The organism is Planococcus sp. CPCC 101016 (genome assembly GCF_007859295.1).
Classification (GTDB): domain Bacteria; phylum Bacillota; class Bacilli; order Bacillales_A; family Planococcaceae; genus Planococcus.
Genome location: NZ_VOHB01000002.1, coordinates 918538 through 937393, shown reverse-complemented (window position 1 = coordinate 937393; position 18856 = coordinate 918538). Strand labels below are relative to the sequence as shown.

14 protein-coding genes and 1 pseudogene are annotated in these 18856 nt (G+C 38.7%); all 15 read right to left on the bottom strand.

All coding sequences use genetic code 11. The features are described from left to right. Positions 1-59: 59 nt before the first annotated feature. A complete protein-coding gene (locus FQV26_RS04370; protein ID WP_146556142.1) occupies positions 60-3257 on the bottom strand; it encodes an Ig-like domain-containing protein in 3198 nt (1065 codons plus the stop codon). Between the two features lie 265 nt (positions 3258-3522). Further along, positions 3523-5007, bottom strand: a complete 1485-nt coding sequence (locus FQV26_RS04365) for a sodium:solute symporter family protein (RefSeq protein ID WP_146556141.1) — start codon at positions 5005-5007, stop codon at positions 3523-3525. 63 nt (positions 5008-5070) lie between these two features. Next, positions 5071-5784, bottom strand: a complete 714-nt coding sequence (locus tag FQV26_RS04360; RefSeq protein ID WP_146557760.1) for a GntR family transcriptional regulator — start codon at positions 5782-5784, stop codon at positions 5071-5073. After that, complete coding sequence (locus FQV26_RS04355; protein WP_146556140.1) at positions 5784-6800, bottom strand: sugar kinase; 1017 nt, start codon at positions 6798-6800, stop codon at positions 5784-5786. The genes FQV26_RS04360 and FQV26_RS04355 overlap by 1 nt, the downstream gene beginning before the upstream one ends. Then, on the bottom strand, positions 6793-7548 hold the full coding sequence (gene dagF / locus FQV26_RS04350; RefSeq protein WP_146556139.1) for a 2-dehydro-3-deoxy-phosphogluconate aldolase: 756 nt from the start codon (positions 7546-7548) through the stop codon (positions 6793-6795). The genes FQV26_RS04355 and dagF overlap by 8 nt, the downstream gene beginning before the upstream one ends. A gap of 1 nt (position 7549) precedes the next feature. Beyond that, entirely contained in the window at positions 7550-8653 is a 1104-nt protein-coding gene (locus FQV26_RS04345; RefSeq protein ID WP_146556138.1) for a DgaE family pyridoxal phosphate-dependent ammonia lyase, read from the bottom strand. Further along, positions 8631-9728, bottom strand: coding sequence for an amidohydrolase/deacetylase family metallohydrolase (locus tag FQV26_RS04340; RefSeq protein WP_146556137.1), 1098 nt, complete (start codon positions 9726-9728; stop codon positions 8631-8633). Before FQV26_RS04340 ends, FQV26_RS04345 begins: the two co-directional genes overlap by 23 nt. Before the next feature lie 524 nt (positions 9729-10252). After that, complete coding sequence (locus FQV26_RS04330; RefSeq protein WP_146556136.1) at positions 10253-11944, bottom strand: S-layer homology domain-containing protein; 1692 nt, start codon at positions 11942-11944, stop codon at positions 10253-10255. 382 nt (positions 11945-12326) lie between these two features. Then, positions 12327-12713 (bottom strand): IS66 family transposase, encoded by a 387-nt coding sequence (locus FQV26_RS04325; RefSeq protein WP_186759611.1) that lies wholly within the window; start codon positions 12711-12713, stop codon positions 12327-12329. After that, positions 12710-12934: a transposase gene (locus tag FQV26_RS04320; RefSeq protein WP_146556134.1), complete on the bottom strand. Its 225-nt coding sequence runs from the start codon at positions 12932-12934 to the stop codon at positions 12710-12712. Before FQV26_RS04320 ends, FQV26_RS04325 begins: the two co-directional genes overlap by 4 nt. Continuing rightward, complete coding sequence (locus FQV26_RS04315; protein ID WP_146556133.1) at positions 12921-13112, bottom strand: immunoglobulin domain-containing protein; 192 nt, start codon at positions 13110-13112, stop codon at positions 12921-12923. Before FQV26_RS04315 ends, FQV26_RS04320 begins: the two co-directional genes overlap by 14 nt. A 594-nt stretch (positions 13113-13706) precedes the next feature. Next, positions 13707-14587 (bottom strand): annotated as a pseudogene (locus FQV26_RS04310) (UTP--glucose-1-phosphate uridylyltransferase). Between the two features lie 355 nt (positions 14588-14942). Next, entirely contained in the window at positions 14943-16343 is a 1401-nt protein-coding gene (locus tag FQV26_RS04305; protein ID WP_146556132.1) for an oligosaccharide flippase family protein, read from the bottom strand. A gap of 97 nt (positions 16344-16440) precedes the next feature. Continuing rightward, positions 16441-17556: a polysaccharide pyruvyl transferase family protein gene (locus FQV26_RS04300; protein WP_146556131.1), complete on the bottom strand. Its 1116-nt coding sequence runs from the start codon at positions 17554-17556 to the stop codon at positions 16441-16443. Positions 17557-17623: 67 nt separating this feature from the next. After that, positions 17624-18856, bottom strand: a complete 1233-nt coding sequence (locus FQV26_RS04295) for a glycosyltransferase (RefSeq protein ID WP_146556130.1) — start codon at positions 18854-18856, stop codon at positions 17624-17626.

Genomic DNA, 18856 nt, shown 5'->3' with positions numbered 1-18856 from the left:
TCATTCTCTTTAAAATATTATATTGGCATTAAAATACTTGGTAATCTTATAAAATTTATTTATCTAAAACCTTCATTCATCGCCCGTGCCAGAAACACCGAATACTCTGCTCTAGTAGTCGGCTCTAACGGATGGAAAGTCTTATCCGGGTAACCAGTCGTAATGCCATTTTCATAAAGTCCCGAAATATACCCTTTTGCCCAATATCCTGACTTCACGTCGCTGAAATGATTCTTATCACTTGCCTTCAACTCATAAGCAATGCTGATCACTTTCGCCATCTCCGCACGCTTCAGCACATCGTTCGGCGCAAATGTGCCGTCCGGATTCCCCGTAAACAAACCGGCTTTAGAAACAGCCGCAATGTAATTTTTGCCCCAATGCTTGTCTGGCACATCTTTATAGCCAGATGAAACATCTTCAATCTTCAAGTCCAACGCCAATGCCAGCATCTTCGCTGCTTCGGCGCGTGTCGTATTCTTCTCAGGTTGGAAGCCGCCATCTGGATAGCCACCGATAATCTGGTCGTCGGCTAAGTACATGATTTCATCCAACGCCCAGTGAACGACTTTCAAATCCGGGTAGTTGCCGTCTACGACCGTAACCGGAATGGCTGCACTGCTGTTTCCAGCAACATCCGTCGCAACGATGGACAACTTCGTTCCGACTTTTTGCTTCCCGATTTTCACTTCATATTCACCTTTGGCATCGGACGTTGCCTTGCCGATTGTGGTCGTTCCGTTCTTCACGACAACTTGAGCAGCAGCTTCCGCTGTCCCGATGACGCGTGTGGAGTGGTGGGTTACTTTGTTTTTCAATGTAATCGCTGGCGCAGTTCCATCCGTTACAGTCACTTCTTTTGCTGCGCTGCTGTTTCCAGCTTGGTCTGTCGCAATTACAGAAAGGACTGTTCCAACTTTCTGCTTAGCAATAGCCACGGCATACATGCCGTTACGGTCAACTGTTGCCGTGCCTAAAACGGTTGCTCCATTTTTCACTGTTACCAGCGCGTTTACTTCTCCAGTTCCAGTTACAGCGATCGATGTTTCTTTCACCTTGTCTACTGCAGGAACTGTTGGAGCTGTTACATCTTTAACGGTGACTTCTGTGGCCGCACTGGCATTATCATATTGATCAGTTGCTGTCACCGTCAAAATTGTACCAGCCTTCTGCTTAGCGATTGTTACAGTGAATTGACTATCAGTTCCTGAAACTGCTGTCCCAATTTGATTTCCATTTGCTTTAACCGATACCGTAGCACCTGCTTCTGCAGACCCAGTCACTTGTGTCATTTTGTCTGTTACTGAATTGACGACAGGCGCAGTTGGTATACTCGAATCTTTAACGGTCAGCTCAGTTGCAGCACTTGTATTGCCTGCTTTATCCGTTGAATTTACAAACAAAACTACTCCTGCCTTTTGTTTGGCAATAGCGATTGAATATATGCCATTACTTGCAGTCAAAGCTTCACCTAGTAGGCCTTCTTTCGATTTCACCGTCACAGTCGATCCGGCCTCTGCCGTTCCGGTTACTCGAACAGCTTCTTCTGTTACTGCATTGGCTTTTGGTTTTGAAGGTGCCGTTACGTCTTTAACCGTCACTTCTGCGGGCTCACTGGTATTTCCTGCCGCATCACTTACAACGATCGATAGTTTTGTATCAGCTTTTATCGGAGTGATTGGAACATTGATAAATCCATTCTCATCTACCCAAGAGCTATAAAGAGACTGCCCACTTTCAGAAATTATTACTTCTGCACCTGGTTCTGCTCCCCCAGTGATGGATGTAGATTGATCTGTAATTGTGTCTATGTCCGGTTTTTCTGGTGCTGTCCCGTCCAAGACCGAGATTTCTATGCCTTCACTTTCATTGCCATAAGAATCCATAACGGAAACCGTTAACTTACTTCCACCGGGTTGTTTAGGAATCGCGATATCAAAATACGAATAACTAGAATATCCGTCCCCTGAACCAATAACATTCCCTGACTGGTCACGAATAATAACTTTTCCGTTTTCAATCTCAAATGGAAGATAGCCGGAAACACTGGTGGAGTCATCTTGAATATCATTCACAGTCGGAGAAGGGATGTCCATGATTTTCAAAGCTTGTCTGGCATTGACAAGACCATTGCCATAAATATAGTCTTTGCCATAACTCCCTAAATCTTTTGTGGTGGTTAACAACCGGTTCACTACTTGGTCATTCGTTAACTGGGGTTCATTTGCTAAAACCAAGGCCGCTACACCGGCTACAACAGGCGATGCCATCGATGTCCCGTTCATGCTGCCAAAGCTGCCGTACGGCAAGGTTGAATAAATTCCGGAACCTGGAGCTACAATGTCTATATCATAACCATAATTCGAAAAAGAAGAGGAGCCATCATATGAGGTTGTCGACCCCACAGAAATTACGTTGTCATATGAAGATGGGTAATGAGTACGGGTAGTGGCATCATTCCCAGCCGCTGCGACAATGACTACTCCATTCTGATAAGCATACTGAATCGCATTATTGTAATAATAACTAGACTCATAGCTGCCGAGGCTCATATTGATAATATCTGCCCCAGCACTGACAGCCGTATAAATTCCTTCTACCACATCCGTCGTATAAGCAAATTCTCCTTCAAAAACATCGATCGCCATAATACTCGTTTCAGGTGCAACTCCGGCTCCAAACGCATAATTATCAATTGAACTTCCGATGATTCCAGCAACATGAGTGCCATGATCATCCACACTAAAACCAGTGGATGAAGTACTGTAAGCGGAGATGATTTGGTTTGTTAAATCCTGATGATTTAAATCAAATCCAGAATCCAATACCGCTACAACCACATCGGAAGATCCCTTTGTTTTGTCCCAAGCTCTTTCCGTTTCTATATTGTCATGATGGTATTGAAAATAATTAAAATAAGGATCATTCGGTGTATGTGTGAGTTGAACCAAGTAATCCGGTTCCACTCTTTTAACATCCGTCCTTGCCTCCAGTTCTTTCGTGTAAGTTTCAACTGTTTCTCCTTCAGGAACTTTTAACGTAGCAATTTCTTCAGTCTCCACTGTCTTTACACTTACGATATCCAATTCTTCCGGTTCACTTTTCAATTCTTCTTTAAACGTAACAATCACTTGATCTGTTTCTACTTCCTGTGTAACGAGTGGTTCTTTACCTTCGGCATATACATTAGCTCCCAAACCATTGGACAGCAATACCGCACTTAGTAATATAGATGAAACCTTCAAACTCTTTTTCACTTCACTATCTCCTTCAGATTACTAAGTCTTTTTATAAGTGTTTTATATTTCCTTAAATAGTATACTTTATACCTAATTATAAATATATAGTACAGCATAAAAGTTTCAGCACTTCCACTAGATAATTAATGACACATAAAAAGCGTATACCTACGAGTCGCCTCACAGATATACGCTTTCATCTATTTATTTTATCGCTCCTACCTCACCCTAATAAAAAAAGAAGCAGCCAAAAGCTGCCCCTCTCTCCTATAAATCACTCTATTTACTTTTCAACACCCGTCAACGGATCAACCGCAACCGCTTGTTCACGTTCTCTCTTCTTTTCGAGTCTCTTCAACGACTCTTCTTTTGTCACGATGCTAGCAGGCGTGACGAGACTGACAATGATTCCGGCTAGGAACGCTACCGTCAAAGCCGGCAGCACTGGATTTCCGAACAGTTCCATAAGCGATGTGCTGCTCAGCACGATAAATGAAGTGATTGATCCGCCGAGCAGACATGCTAAGCCTCCTTGCCAAGTGGCACGCGGCCAAAACTTTCCGATAACGGCTGCGGCAAACAATCCAGCCATAATGGTTGAGATAAAGTTGGTAATGTAGCTGATGATATTTGTTGCACCCATCGTCCCTACGAACGCTAACGTCAAAGTTACAAGAAGGGCGATTCGAGAGTACATCTTCAGCTTTTCTCTTGGCACTGCTTTCCCAAGAGCCACTTGGTAAACATCCGTCACTAGAATGGTAACGCCTGCGATAAAGTCGGAGCTTCCTGAAGACATGGTTGCACTTAACCCAGCTGTCAAAATAATGGCACCGACCCATACCGGGAAGACTTCAGTGGCTAGGTAAGGGAATGCATACCCCGGTTCGAGATCCGGGTTCATGATTTGTGTTGCCATCCCGATAATCGATGGGAACAATGAAAAGCAAGCAAATAAAATACCTGAAATCACTAACGCTTTTTTCAAGGTCAGTGTGTTTTTACTGGTGTAGATACGGTGCCGATACGACGGCGCCGCTAACACACCAATCGCGATGACGACAATTAAGGAGATAGCCGGAATGATGCCCAGTACTTCAACTCCCAGGAATGAAACCATCTCGTTCGGAATTCGCGCAGACATCGTCTCATAACCGCCCACCTTGAACAATGACAAGACCGCAAGCATGATAAAGCCTGAGAATAAAATAAATCCTTGAATCGTATCCGTGTAAACAACCGCCAAGTAACCGCCGATCATGGTATAAACCGCAAAACCAAGCGCCGTTACAATTTTAGCTGTAAACAAATCCATGCCTGTGATCCACGATAAGTACAAGCTGCCCCCCATAATGTGGGCACCGAGCCAGCCGACAGCTGCCAAGTACAACAGAATGGCTGTGACGCCTCTGAACAATTTGCTTTCGCCGAAATAAAACGACAGTTCTTCGGAAAACGTCGTGAAATTATACTTACGGACGTTGGCAAATAGCAGCAAGAGCGCAAAGATTCCGATTGATCCACCCAAACCGTACAACGCTCCAGCCCAGCCGTTGCTGTAAGCGAATCCGACGGCCCCCATACTGGATCCTGTACCGACAAGTGTCGCGACTGTTGTTCCGATCAATAGCGGCAGCGGCAAATTCCGTCCGCCCATGAGGAAGTCGTCCCCACTTTTCACTTTCCGTGAAGCCCACACACCAACCAAAATCATTAAAGCCGTCACTGCAATAAAAACGCCAATATACACGCCTTGATTTTCTACCATCATTATTCCCCCTTTAGTATGTAAAGCATGAATTTCCAAACCAATCCCCATTAGTCTCGATCTTTAGATGTCGTAATTCACAACGTAATTCTGCATCTCGGTATTGTAATAGCCCACACTGTTTTCAATGATATTTCCTGCCTCGTCATAGGCGTAGCGCATCCGTTTTAAGACTGGTGCTCCTTCGTCTATCCCCAATATCTTGGCAATAGCAGGCGGTGCCGATACAGCTGCAAACTCATCCCGGAACTTCTCCAAGGAAATTCCTTCTTCTTCAACCAGTCCGTACAGCGACTGCTTATCCAAATCGCCCAGTTCCATTTCTTCCATACGCGTCGTCAAATAATGCGTAAAGTGGATATACGGAACATCGTTGAAATGATAAAGCCGTTCAATCCGCAGGCAATGCTTGCCGAATAACTCGTAGGTTTCCGTACCCTGTTCGTTTTCAACAATTTCTGCTTGGATCAATTGCTTATGGATTTTATGGCCGGACCCGACCAGGATTTCCGTAAAGCGCTTACCCTTAGAGAGCTTAGACGTGATCGTATTGCGGATGACTTTCGTCCCTTTGCCGCTCTTTTTTTCAAGATAGCCTTCCTGGACCAGCTCGTTGATGGCATTGCGAATGGTGATTTTGCTGACTTCAAACTCTTTTTCCAACTGAGGCTCAGGAGGAATGTTGTCGTTCAGCGCGTAAACACCGTGGGAAATCCGGTCTTTTAAAATGTTTTTGATCTGCAGATACAAAGGACCTTTTCGTTTCGATAAGTTCATCATCGTTTAATATCCCCTCCTTTTACTGACATCGATTCAAAAATGTCCTTATCCAATAACACCGGCGTATCGCCTACGGTTGTATGTTTCAATGCTCCTGCTGTAACCGCAAAAGCAATCGTCTCTTCACTTGAAAACCCTTCCATTTCACCGTGGATAATTCCGCTCGTAAACGCATCCCCTGCCCCAATTCGGTCATGCACTGTAAACGTCAGCGTTTCAGAAAAAGTGAATGTGTCGTTTTTATAAAGGAATCCTTGCAAGGAATGCGTTTGGTCTTCATTGATCGTCCGGTGCGTTCCTGCAATCACCTGAATGGAATACTTTTCAGCGACCACTGGAATCAATTCTTCCAGCTGTTCCTGGCGACCCGTTTTGTCCGTTTTCATGCCAAGCACATGCAGCGCATCCTTTTCGTTCATCAAGACGATATCTGCCGAAGACAATAACGCTTCGTAATAAGGCTTTGCTTTTTCGTACCCACCTTCGCCCCAAAGCGCCGGCCGGTAATTGCAGTCAAAAACCACTACTCCATTATTGTCTTTCACGGCGCGCGCAAAGTTCTGGATATTGTTTCTGGCCGCGTCATTCATCGCCAAAGTGATGCCGCAAAAATGGACAACATCGACGTCTTCTGCGATTTTCGCGAAATCGTATATCGCTTCCGGTGCTGTATTAAAGCTGCTTTCCAGCCGGTTCGAATACGTCACGCGGCTCGGCCGGAAACCAAATCCCGTTTCCAGGAAATAATGGCCGAGGTAATCACCGTTTCGAGCAATAAACTTCTTTAAAATTCCAAGCTTCCCAAGATAACTTGCTGCCGCATCGCCAAGTGGGTTGGCTGGCAATACAGACACCAGGTAGCCTTCATGACCGTAATTGGCCAGTGCCGAGACGACATTGACGCCGGTTCCGGAAAACGAATAATTTAAGGTGTTCGCTTGCGTGAGCAATTCAAACCCGGGAACTTGCAGCCGCATCATCACTTCGCCGAAAGCAGCGATTTTTTTACTCATACTCATCAACCAATTGTTTGATCGTTCCCAGCAATTCCTTGACGTCCTCGATATTGGTGTCTCCTGACTCCTTATCGATAATGGACGAATAGACATGAGGAATTATTTTCGGGACATTTGCTTCCAGCGCAATGCGTACAATCGCTTCGAAGTTTTCTTTATCAATGCCCCCGGTAGGCTCCAAAGCAAATCCTGCTTCCCCACAAGCTTGTGCAACTGCACGGAATTCCTCTTCCGTACTCAAGCCTTTCATCGGGAAATACTTTAACGCGTTTCCGCCCATATCCTGAACGAGCGCAATGGCTGTTTTGATTGGCACGATGGCCTGTTCGCTTTGCGCTGCGCTGATCGGTCCGGTTGAAATGTTGATGTAGCCAACCTTTCCTGTTGGAGACACCAAGCTATTGATCCAGCTTTCTTTTCCGTCCAGATTTCCACGCGTCACTCCAACTGCCGGAAACACTTGATTGATATGGCTGCCCGGATAATATTTCGCGATGTCCGCAACGACCGCTGCTTGACGGTTATCTCCGGCACCCAAGCCGATCGATACCGCTTCATCGATTTCCTGTCCGTATGCTTTCATCGCCGTCACCGCTTGTTCGACCGTTGGGTAATTTTTTGAAAGCACACCCACCACAACATAGCCTTCCGCTGCTTCGAAGATGTCTTTCGCATTTTCAATACTGTTGGCCAGCACATTGAGCGCGACCCGGTTTTTATAAAAACGTTTTGAAATATTTGACATGCTAGTTGCCTCCTATGATTTCGCGTATTCGGGATTCGATTACGTGGATATCGTCGCCGCTGAGCGGGCGTGGATCAATATCGAAAAACCCTTCCCTTACTCCGTAGTCTCGTGTGTAGACCGCGATATCACCTTCGCGCAATGCTTCTGCGACTTGTATGGCGTTCGTGTTTACTTCACTCGCGTCAATTTGAATTCGAGCACGAAAAATACTGCGGCCGGCTTCGTCTTGAACAATTCTTACCGAAACGCCCTTCAGCTCATCTAATGAAAGCAATGAATTCAACACTTCTTTTTCCTGTACGCTGGTATCTTCTTTTGCGCCGTATTCATCAAGTGCCTGAAGCAGCCCGAACGTTGTTTCTTTCCCGACTTTCATGCTTCTGCCGATGCAATTGAATTGAACTTTCAACCAGTCGATGTATTGCTTTTTACCAGCTACAATTCCGGACGTCGGCCCTTCGATGGCTTTTGCTCCACTAAAAATGGCGAGGTCTGAACAGCTAATGTATTTCTGAAGGTCTTCTTCTGCCGCAGCATCGACAATCAATGGAATCCCATTGCGCTTTGCCACTTCCCAAGCTTCTTCTACTGAAATCATGTTTTTTTGTACGGCATGATGAGATTTGACGTAAACAATCGCAGCCGTTTTTTCAGAAATCGCATCTTCTATATGGTACGACTTGCCTTCATTGGCATAGCCCACTTCAACCAGTTTCCCGCCGCCCAAATAAATCATCGTTTCGATTGGTGCGCCGTATTGCACGTTATGGCCTTTCAGCAAGATAATTTCATTGTTTGGCAGCTGTTCCTGATGAATGCGTTCGCTTTTGCTGCGATTTCCTTTTGTCACCAGCGCCGCAATCGATAACGCGATGCCGCTGGATGCAGAATTTACGACAACAGCATCTTCTGAACCTAAGAGGCGCGCGATGTGCTGCCCCGCTTTGTCGACCAGGTCCGCTACTTCCACATAATTTTGTCCGCCGTTTTTCATGGCCTCCATCACCGTATCGGATGAAGTGGCCGTTCCAAGAATCGTCATGCGGCCGCTTGCATTAATGACACGCTTCAATCCGTATTTAGCACTTAATGTATTCGCCATTTATAAATACCCCCTCTGCTTGTATGGTGGTTGTTGACATTCGCTCTTGCCCTACCGAATCCGTCAGTTTAATCGGTTCGTCTTTAAGAGAAAATAAAGTTAAGTTCGCCGGTTCCCCAACTTGAATGCGGCCAAGCTCCGGTTTCCCGAGCCACTTGGCTGCGTTAACCGTCACCCCGTCAATGACGTCTTCCAACGAATAGCCCAACGAAAGAAACTTCGTTAACAGATTCGCCATGCCATAAACCGGACCATTCAAGCGATTGGCTTTGTAAATATCGGTACTGATGGTATCAAAATGGATGCCATTTGCTTTGGCGGCTTCCGCTACTCTGAACGAGAAACTCGCCGTTCCGTGGCCGACATCCAAATGGACGCCTCTTGCGATGGCGTCATGCAGCACTTGAAGCGGCTTCCCTTGTTCATCAAACAAGTTATTTTTTTTTCCGTTCAAATAATGGGTAATGACGTCGTTCTTTTGCAGGAGCGGCATGACCTCTTCAATTTTCGGAGGAGCAGAACCGATGTGCACCATCAGAGGCTTTGAGGTCGCGTCTGAAAGTTCTCGTGCGATCCGCAGCGGCTCAATGCCATTGTCACCCACCACCGATTGGCTGATGCGCGCCTTCAACCCGACAATCATTTCTCCATGAGCCTGAGACGCTTCCATCACTGCCTGCCGGTCGATCCATTTCAATTTTGAAAGCTCATCCACTCGTTCCAAGCCGATCTTCGAGATATTTAAAAAAGCAAAGACATTTGTTTTTGCGGTTCGGCTATTTGATGCCAGCTCCCCGATACGATTCGCGCCTGTACTGCCCGCATCGACAATCGTCGTGACTCCTTGCTTCACACCGATTTCATCGATGTCGTCCCCGTACGGTTTGAACTCAGGAAAGGCATGCACATGCAAATCAATCCAGCCACTGGATACGTGCATCCCAGTGCAATCTATAGCAGCGCCTTGACCTTTGCCAGCCTCAGTAATCTCAGCGATTTTTCCTTGCTCAATGACAAGATCAACCTGTTTGTCATCAAGCATTTTTATATTTTGTAGCACCGTTCGGTTATCCATTGTTTTCACCTTTTCTGCTCTGCCGTTGTTTCTTCTGTACTTTTATAAGTTCAAGATAACATAGTATTAATATTCTGTAAACATAACGTTATAACGTTATGTTATACCTCTTTTTATTTTATATTTAAGAATTGATTAAAACTAACAAAATCTTTAATTTGAATATAAAAATAACGCTAGCATATGAAAATATGCTAGCGTTATTTGGCTGTCTGATAAACTTACATCTCAATTCTTACTTACGAAAGTAACTCCTAAGCTTCTTCTCGAGGAACTCCAACAACTGATTTCTTAGATCCAAACGTATCATAGTTAACTCAATATTTTTTTCAACTTCCAGATGGCTTCGGTCGGTTGGATTTCACCGCCTGCGTCTAATTGATACTCTCCTAAGTATCTGAAGATAGAGGATATGGTGTCTATTCTAGCGTAAATAGACTGATCTGTTCTAGCTACTTTCTTTTTTATAGACATTATGAAGTTTAACTGCACTCTTTTACACTCTTCATGTAACTAACTTCTTTTTACTTGAACTCATTATTTAAAGCTCTCGCAAGGAAGACTGAAAACTCCGCTCTTGAAGTAGCTGCACTAGGTCTGAAAGTATTATCTGGATATCCAGTAGCGATGCCGTTTTGGGTAATTCCTGAAACTGATTTAGATGCCCAATGGGTGGATGGTACGTCTTTATATACTTGTTCATTAGTTGCTCCTAGATTATATGCTAATGCCAAAACCTTCGCCATTTCAGCTCGAGTAATATTTTTATTTGGCTTGAAAGTTCCATCAGCATAACCATTGAACAAGCCTGCAGATGTTACTGCAGCAATATCACTACTTGCCCAATGATCACTTGATAAATCTGAATATTCAGTTTTTTTATTCGATGCTGGTATCTTCAATGCAGTCGCAAGCATCTTTGCTGCTTCAGCACGTGTCGTATTTTTATTTGGTTGAAAGCTTCCATTTGGAAATCCTTGGACTATATTTTTTTCTATTAGATATAGTATTTCATCATAAAACCAATTACTAAACTCTAAATCAGAGAACTTTTCAGCTACTACAGTTACTTTTGTTTCTTTGCTTACATTTCCAGCTGCATCTTTTGCTGTTACAGATATAATAGTTCCTGCTTTTTGAGTTGGTATTGGAATTGTGTAATTCCCACTGCCTGTCGTTTTAGCGGTTCCAATTACTGTTGTTCCAGCTTTAACACTAATTGAAGATCCAGCCAACGCAGTTCCTGTTATGGTTGTTGATGTACTTGTTGGTATATTTGCTAATGGCTTTGATATTATTTCTCTATCAGACAAATAATAGTATCCTCCTATTAATATTGTTCCTTTTACGCCTTCAATTTCTTTTACAGCAATCCCATCTGTGATATTAGCGATAGAATCTACTTCAATACTTACTGGATTTTCACTTAACTTTAGATTTCTTAAAAATATTTTAAAACCATACTGTGCATTATCTTTTGTTGTCAAATTAGTAATCCGTATGTTCTGCAAAAGTTCTTCGGGAGTATTCGGTTCAATGTCTATACCACTTTCTGGTAAAGTTCCACTTGTATTTGAAATATTAGCATTGACAATTTCTAAATTCTTTGCAGATATTATAGAAATACCTTGCCTACGATTATTAATTAAAGTTGGATTTAATATCTGTATATTTTCACTAAATTTTGCTTCTAATGAACTTCCTATATAAATTCCATCTCCCCAGCAGTTAGATATATGTGGATTCTCGATGGTAATATTTTTTGCCCCTCTTATACTTATACCAAATCCCCATTCGCCAGTTTCCCCTAGGTGGTAATCCCTGTCACCTTGTATTTTTAGTTCACCCAAAATTTTTACATTTTCGACATCAATTATTCTGATAACTTCATAATGGTCTCTATCATTTGCAATAGCTTTTAAAATAGAGTTTTTTTCAAAGTCTAAAGTAATATTACTTTTCAGTACTACCGAGTTATTAGTATTTATCAGATATATACCTTCCGGAACCTTTACAGTTCCTCCTCCGGCTTTGCTTTGAAAATTAATGGCATCTTGAAATGCTTTTGTATCATCCGTAAGGTTATTTCCTTTAGCACCAAAGTCCATTACATTTACAGTCTGTTCAGCTTTCACTTCAACCGAGAAAAACATTATAAAATATAACAAAAAAATAGAAAAAAATACCCATAAATTTTTATAAATTAGTTTTTTCATATTTTTAATGCTCCTTTAGTTGTATTTTTCTATAATTATATTTTATATATCTATAAAAAAATATTAATTTTTTTGTTTTTTAAAAAAATAATGTAAAATGCACATTATTTTTTTTACAAAAAAAATACTAAAGTCTCTTTTTTTTAACAATATATTAAAATTTTAAAATTTTTAGTTTTTATTAAAATGACTTTTTACCATAATAAAAATATTTTTTTAGTTATCTTGATTCATTTTATCGAAAATAATATCCCTTTTTTTCTTTAAAAGTAATAACGTACATTTATATTTCATATGTTTTTTAACAAGTGAAACTTTTCTGAAAAAATTGATATAAGTTATTGGAAATTCCAAAACATTTTCTTTATTTGATACGTAAGGGTCAAATAGTGAACACGCTGTTTCTTAGAAAAGAAAATGCCTTTCCGTTTTTTTGTCGGAAAGACACTTTCTTTTGGATATAACAACCTTTCGGAAGTACCTTCGACCAGGGCATGAGATGATGGATGTCCCGTTCAGCCGTCATGTCCGGCTTGGGAAGTTCTTCAAAAAGAAATTGAAGGTATAAAAATGGATTCAAGCCATTCTCTTTGGTGGTTTCTTCGAGACTGTAGATGATGGCACTAGAATTCGCTCCGCTCGTCGAAACGGCAAACAGCCAAATCTTTCGACCGATGAAGAATGGCTTAATCGACCGTTCGGCGCGATTGTTGTCGATCTCCATATGTCCTTCTTTCATAAATTTTGTAAGCTTGTAGCATTGATTCAACGAATAAGTGATTGCTTTACCGGTTGCTGATTGAGGTCAACAGTTTCTTTTTGTTCACGTAGCCAAGCAAAATAAGCATCCGGCACTTGAACTGACCCAATAAAGTGAGACAAGGAAAAAGGATCAAGCTGAAACAGTTCCTGGACGATGACCGCCAGTCCGTCGATCCAGCAGCCAGATACAACTGCTCGATGATTCGGCCGTTCATCATAATTGGTCAAGTGTCCGAAAGAACTTCAGTAACAGTTCGTCCTGGAAGCCACTCATCACCTCGATTTCCACATTTTTTATTCTCAACGTAATGGCGTCTTTCACTGGTTCTTCCACCAGACAGGAGACCCAAGCGGTCTCTGCCGGCTCTCTGGATACCGACGACTGCTTACGCAGCCAATATTTCATCGCGCGGATTTTGATTTTGTTCTATTTACACCACTGCACCAACGTTTTTCCGCTTTGCCGATATTTGCTGATTTGGGCTGTCCAATACAATTCTTTCTCTTTTCTTTTGAAAAAAACTCTTTCCAGAATTGAATTTCTGGAAAGAGTGTCTAATGAAGAATCTTCTATTAGAATGTGTTCGCCATTGGACGCGCTTACGGTAAAAAAAGTCACTACCGTCAGGTAGTGGCTCTCTTGTTGTCTCAAGTAGCTCTGAAATCCGTCCGACTCGGATCAAAATATGGCATAATTGGCTCATCTCGTTGGCTGTACTCATAAATCAAGGCCTTTTTACCGGCAGGTAGTTACGTGTAAGAGCAGTGTGATAGAAGTAGTAAATACACATGGCATTAAAATCACAAGTAACTCAAAAATTAAGACAGCTGAATCCGATTGAATATCGTACCAAGGTAGCTTAATAAACAATCACCTTGAATAAAGTTGTCTACTTTTTAAGAATAAGATTACAATATCGGATACACCTGATCTATTAAAGTGACCATTAAACCGTAATTAGTCAATAAGTTAAAGTAGATTTCAATTAAAGATATTTCTTTACTGTCTAATAAAAACTTTCTGCTCCGCCAATTTTCTCTCAAATAATACTAATAACTGATCTTTAAGTTCCGAACGTTTTAGAGCAAACTCTATCGTTGTTTCGATAAATCCGAATTTCTCCCCAACATCAAAACGCTGTCCTTCAAATTCACATGCAAAAACGCGCTGGACTTCATTCAACTTCTGGACAGCATCGGTCAATTGAATTTCCCCATGAGCCCCAATCTGATGTTCTCCTAAGTATTTGAATAATTCTGGAGTTAAAATATAGCGACCAATGATGGCGTAATTGGATGGAGAAGTTCTATGAGTTGTTTTTCCGACAAATCTTCTAACCTAAATCAATTTCCCTTCAACGGAACAGGATCAATAATAACATATCTTTCCTGATCTTTTTCAGTTACTTGCCTTACGCCAATAACACTTTTACCTGTCTTTTCGTTCTGACCCATCAATTAAGCCAGGCATGTCATCATTTTCAACAATATCATCCCCTAATAATACAGTGAAAGGCTCGTTACCGATAAACTTACATGCAGACCAAATTGCATAGCCCAAGCCAAGCGGTTGCTTCTGACGAATAAAGTGAATTTCTACTATAGAAGTTTCTAAAACAGAATCTAGCATTTCTTGTTTACCTTTTATCACGAGTGTATTTTCCAACTCAAATGTATGATTAAAGTAAACTTCAATAGCACGCTTGCCTTTTCCGGTCACGATGATAATGTATTCAATACCAGAAGCAATAGCTTCTTCAATTCTTTACTGAACCGCTGTTTATCGACGATTGGCAACATTTCTTTCGGCATTGCTTTTTTAGCTGGTTAGAATCGAATTCCTAGATCTGCAGCAGGAATGATGGCTTTTTTCACTCGCATATTTGCACCTCTCGTAATCTAACTTCTCAAGACTACTTAGTTTTACAACTAAGCTAAAGCTTTTTTTACTACTTATTATATATAACACTCATTATAAACTTCATATTTTTTATTCGAAGATTCAAAAAAACTCCAGTAACTACTTTACGGTAGTAGATAGTATAGGAAGAAACTTAAGTTGAAATTGTTTTAACTATTATTTTATCTTTTAAAACTTCTATGATTCTATATATTGTAACTTTTCTAGGTTATTAAACGTGTATTTTATAAACTTATAATTCAACTAAATTAAACTTAAAGTTTCAAGAATTGTCCCATCTTTAAATAATAATTTAGTTATAATAAAAAAATAAATTTATTTTTTCAATACTTTCTTCTTTACTTTATTAAGTAACAAAACTATTTCTTTATAGTTAATTAAGACAATTATAATAAATATAAATAACTCCAATAAATCACCTTGATTAATATTACAATACATGATAAATATTTGGAGGAAAATTAATGAAATTGTAAAGGAAAGTTTGAATGTATTTAGTTTTATTTCTACAAATTTCTTAGTATCTCTAATTCTCAATACCCAAACTATAAAGAAGCTTATCATCGTCGCTATAGCTGCTCCGTTAATACCCAATATTGGAATTAGAATTATGTTTAAAGTTATATTCAATAGTCCACCTATTATTGAAGTCTTAAGAACTCCCGCAGTTTTTTTCGATGCTATATAGTTAGTACCTAAAAACCCAGAAAAACTAGAAAAAACAACTCCAAGAAGTAAAAAAGGAACATACCTCCAAGCTTCGAAGAAAGCATCTGAAACAATTAATCCCATTAGTAACTTCAAGAATAGAAGTATTAGAGATGTCATAATAAGCATTGTAAGCGAAAAAACATTAAATACTGTTGTATAAAATAGAGATTTCTCTTTAGAATCAGCTTCTTCAATTGCTGACATCTGCCAAGCTTGAAAAAAAACTGAGTTAATAATATTTAAAATACTTGGTATTCTTACCGCTACTGCGTACAAACCTACTGAACTCAAACCCATATAATACGTAATTAAATAACGATCGGATACCCCCATAATCCACCACATTAGTGCATTAGGAATTAAGGGGATGCTAAAAATTAACATTTCTTTTAAAAGTGGTTTATTAAATTTTTTGACATTGATATCTTTTTTGATATTCCCGTAAAAAAAGATAAAGACACTGCTTAAAGTAAATGCTGTAATAAAACTTAATAAATATCCTTTAATTGACATTTCTAAGATTACTAAAAAAAGCACATTACTTACTAATAGAAGTAGCGATGTAACAATCCCATTTATTGCAAATAATTTAACACTGCCATTTGCCCTAACATATTGTGCTAGTAAACTATTTAAGATTTGCACCACTAAAAAAATGTAGTAATACTCAATATATTCTTTAAATGGAAAAATTAATATTATAAGCGGATAACTTAGTATTAAAACAAATATACCTAAAGCGCTCACAAATAAAGAATTGATTAAAACTGACTCTTTATCATAGTTTTTATCCATTACAAATCTTAAAATAGAGTTACTAATGCTTAAAGTAAAAATGGGAATGACAAGAGTTGCCGTTACGGTCATTAAATCTACAGTGCCGAATTGGCTAGGCGTCAAATAAAATGTATATAATGGAAGAAGAAATAAAGATATTAATTTCACACCTAAACTTCCAACTGCGAAGATCAAAGAATTATTTAAAAGTTTCTTATAACTATTCATTTTATCTCCTTAACATTTACAACTTTCATTCTGTTTTATTAATATAATGTTTTAGAGAGTAGTAGTTTACACTGGAAATCTTACTGAACTACGGCATTTACTCCTTAATATCTGTATATAACTTATTAAAGTTCTCATTCGATTCTTTTTGTACATAATTGATTTTTTTAAATACTTCTGAAAATTTTCTTTCGTTTACAAAGTTACTTAAAACTGTATCAATTTCTCCAGAATGGTTATAATCTATCGAATATTTCTCGATATTTAAGTATTTGTAACTCTCTTTTCCTTTTTCCTCATAAGAAATGTTAAGTGCAGGAGTACCAGATAACCATGATAATATACACATATGTAAACGTGTTCCAACTACAAAATCAAAATTTGTTAGTCTTTTTCTAAGATCCTGTAAGTTATAAAAGCTATCATCCACTTTTACACTATTTTGAATTTTTTTATCCAGTTCACTGTAGATTTTCTTTGCTATTATAGAATCATCTTTATACATAGGCTCTCCTTGACAAGTTGATAGGAAAGTAATTTCATATCCGTTTTCATAAAAATAATTTACAATGCTCTTGATTAAATCAAAATAAACTTTCTCACTTCTATCATCGAATTTCCACTCTCTAACTGAAATTGCAACTTTATTGTTCTTGATTTTGGAATAATCAATAGTTTCTAATAAAAATGCAGCATCTTTTGTTTGATACAAATTCTTAAAGTTTCCTAACTCCAAAGTTCTATTCATAGAAATGTCATCTCTTACATAAAATAAATTAAAGTGTTTAACATATTTAGCAAATATTTTTGAGTCTTTCCCTTTAAAAGGTCCTATAGATTGAGAATACATATAAATTTTCTTCCTTAATAAAAATTTATATAAAGTCATTAATTGAAGACGTCTTTTAAAGCTGTAGTAGCTATTGATATATCCTCCTGGCGCTGAGATTATTGCATCAAAATTTCTATGTTCTTTTGATGAGATCAACAACATACTTAATATAATTAGTCCAACTACTGGGATTTTAATTACTCTTAATGGTAAAAAGGATTGAATCCAGTTTTTTTCTGGATATATTTCCTTGATTTTCTTTAAGTGAGGAACACTATAATAAACTTCATGCCCCCTCTCTTCAAATTTTTCACCTACTGAAAAAATCAAAGCTGCATCACCATTATTTAATGGAACGGTGTTTTCAATTAATATTTTCATTGTTTCTCCTATCTTCACTTAAATTTAGTTGAATATTTTTTTGTATTTTAAGAACTGTTTTCTTACATTAATCTGCACTCAAGATTTCAAAGAAATCTTTTCTTATTTTATCCGAGTTAAAATTACTTTGATAGAATTCTGATGCACTTAACCTCATATTATCCTTTTTCTCAATTGAAAGATTATTAATAGAAATAATGGCTTCCTCAATTTCTGAAAGATTCGGGTTTTTACTGATAATTTTCCCAAAGTCACTCTTTACAATTTCAGAATTTCCTCCTACATCAGTAGCGACTACTGGTATTCCATAAGCAAGTGCCTCCATTATAGTTACTGGTATCCCTTCAGATGCACTAGTATTAATAAATATATCAACAGGATTATTTATATAAAACTCATGAATTTTTTTGTTTTCTATAGATCCGAGTAAGTTTACTTGCAGTTTAGAATTTTTTTTTGAGCTAACTAGCTTCTTAACCTTTTCCATCTCAGTGCCGTCTCCAATATGAGTCCATACAATTTCAATCCCAGTCATATCATCTAAAGTTCTAAATATCATGTCTATTCTTTTTATCGGAACTAGGTGAGAGCATGATACAATTCTTAACTTGTTATCTGCCGAAGCCACACTTTTTCCTTTTAATAATTTTTTTGTTCCTAAATAGTTAATATTTATATTTTCTAAAGTAAGTTTTAAAGGATTTACTACATCTGTCTTATACATTTCGAATACGTTTCTGCTAATAAAGCTAACTTGATCCAATAGGGGGTGATATAGCTTTCTAAACAGTAAGTTTGTATAGAGATTTTTTTCTCTATCAATTTCGAAAGAGTGGGCCAATGAAATTACTTTGATATCAGGTAATTTTTTTTTGGATAACGCCATTGCAAAGGCCGTTCCATAATACCATGCAGAATAAAAAACCCAATTTTTTGAATCCTCTTTAGAAACTTTAATTTTTTTTTCTAAAAAATCATCAAACATTTTTTGAAATGCCAAAAAACTTAATACTCTCTTCAGATATGACTTTGTAAATAATCCACTTCGAATTCCCTCGAATAATTCAATTAGGACATATTTGTTTGTAACTTTTTTTATAGATTTCAATAAACTATTTCGTAAAGTTATACTGTTATAAGATAAGTATTCCACATTCGAAAAGCCATTAATAGTTTCTTTTAATTCTTCGTTATAGGGTGATATAAATATGACTTTTTTAAATGTATTAGCTGCATAAATTATTTCATTTTTTAAAAAACTATGTGTATTATGTGAGAATATAATAATATTACTACGCAT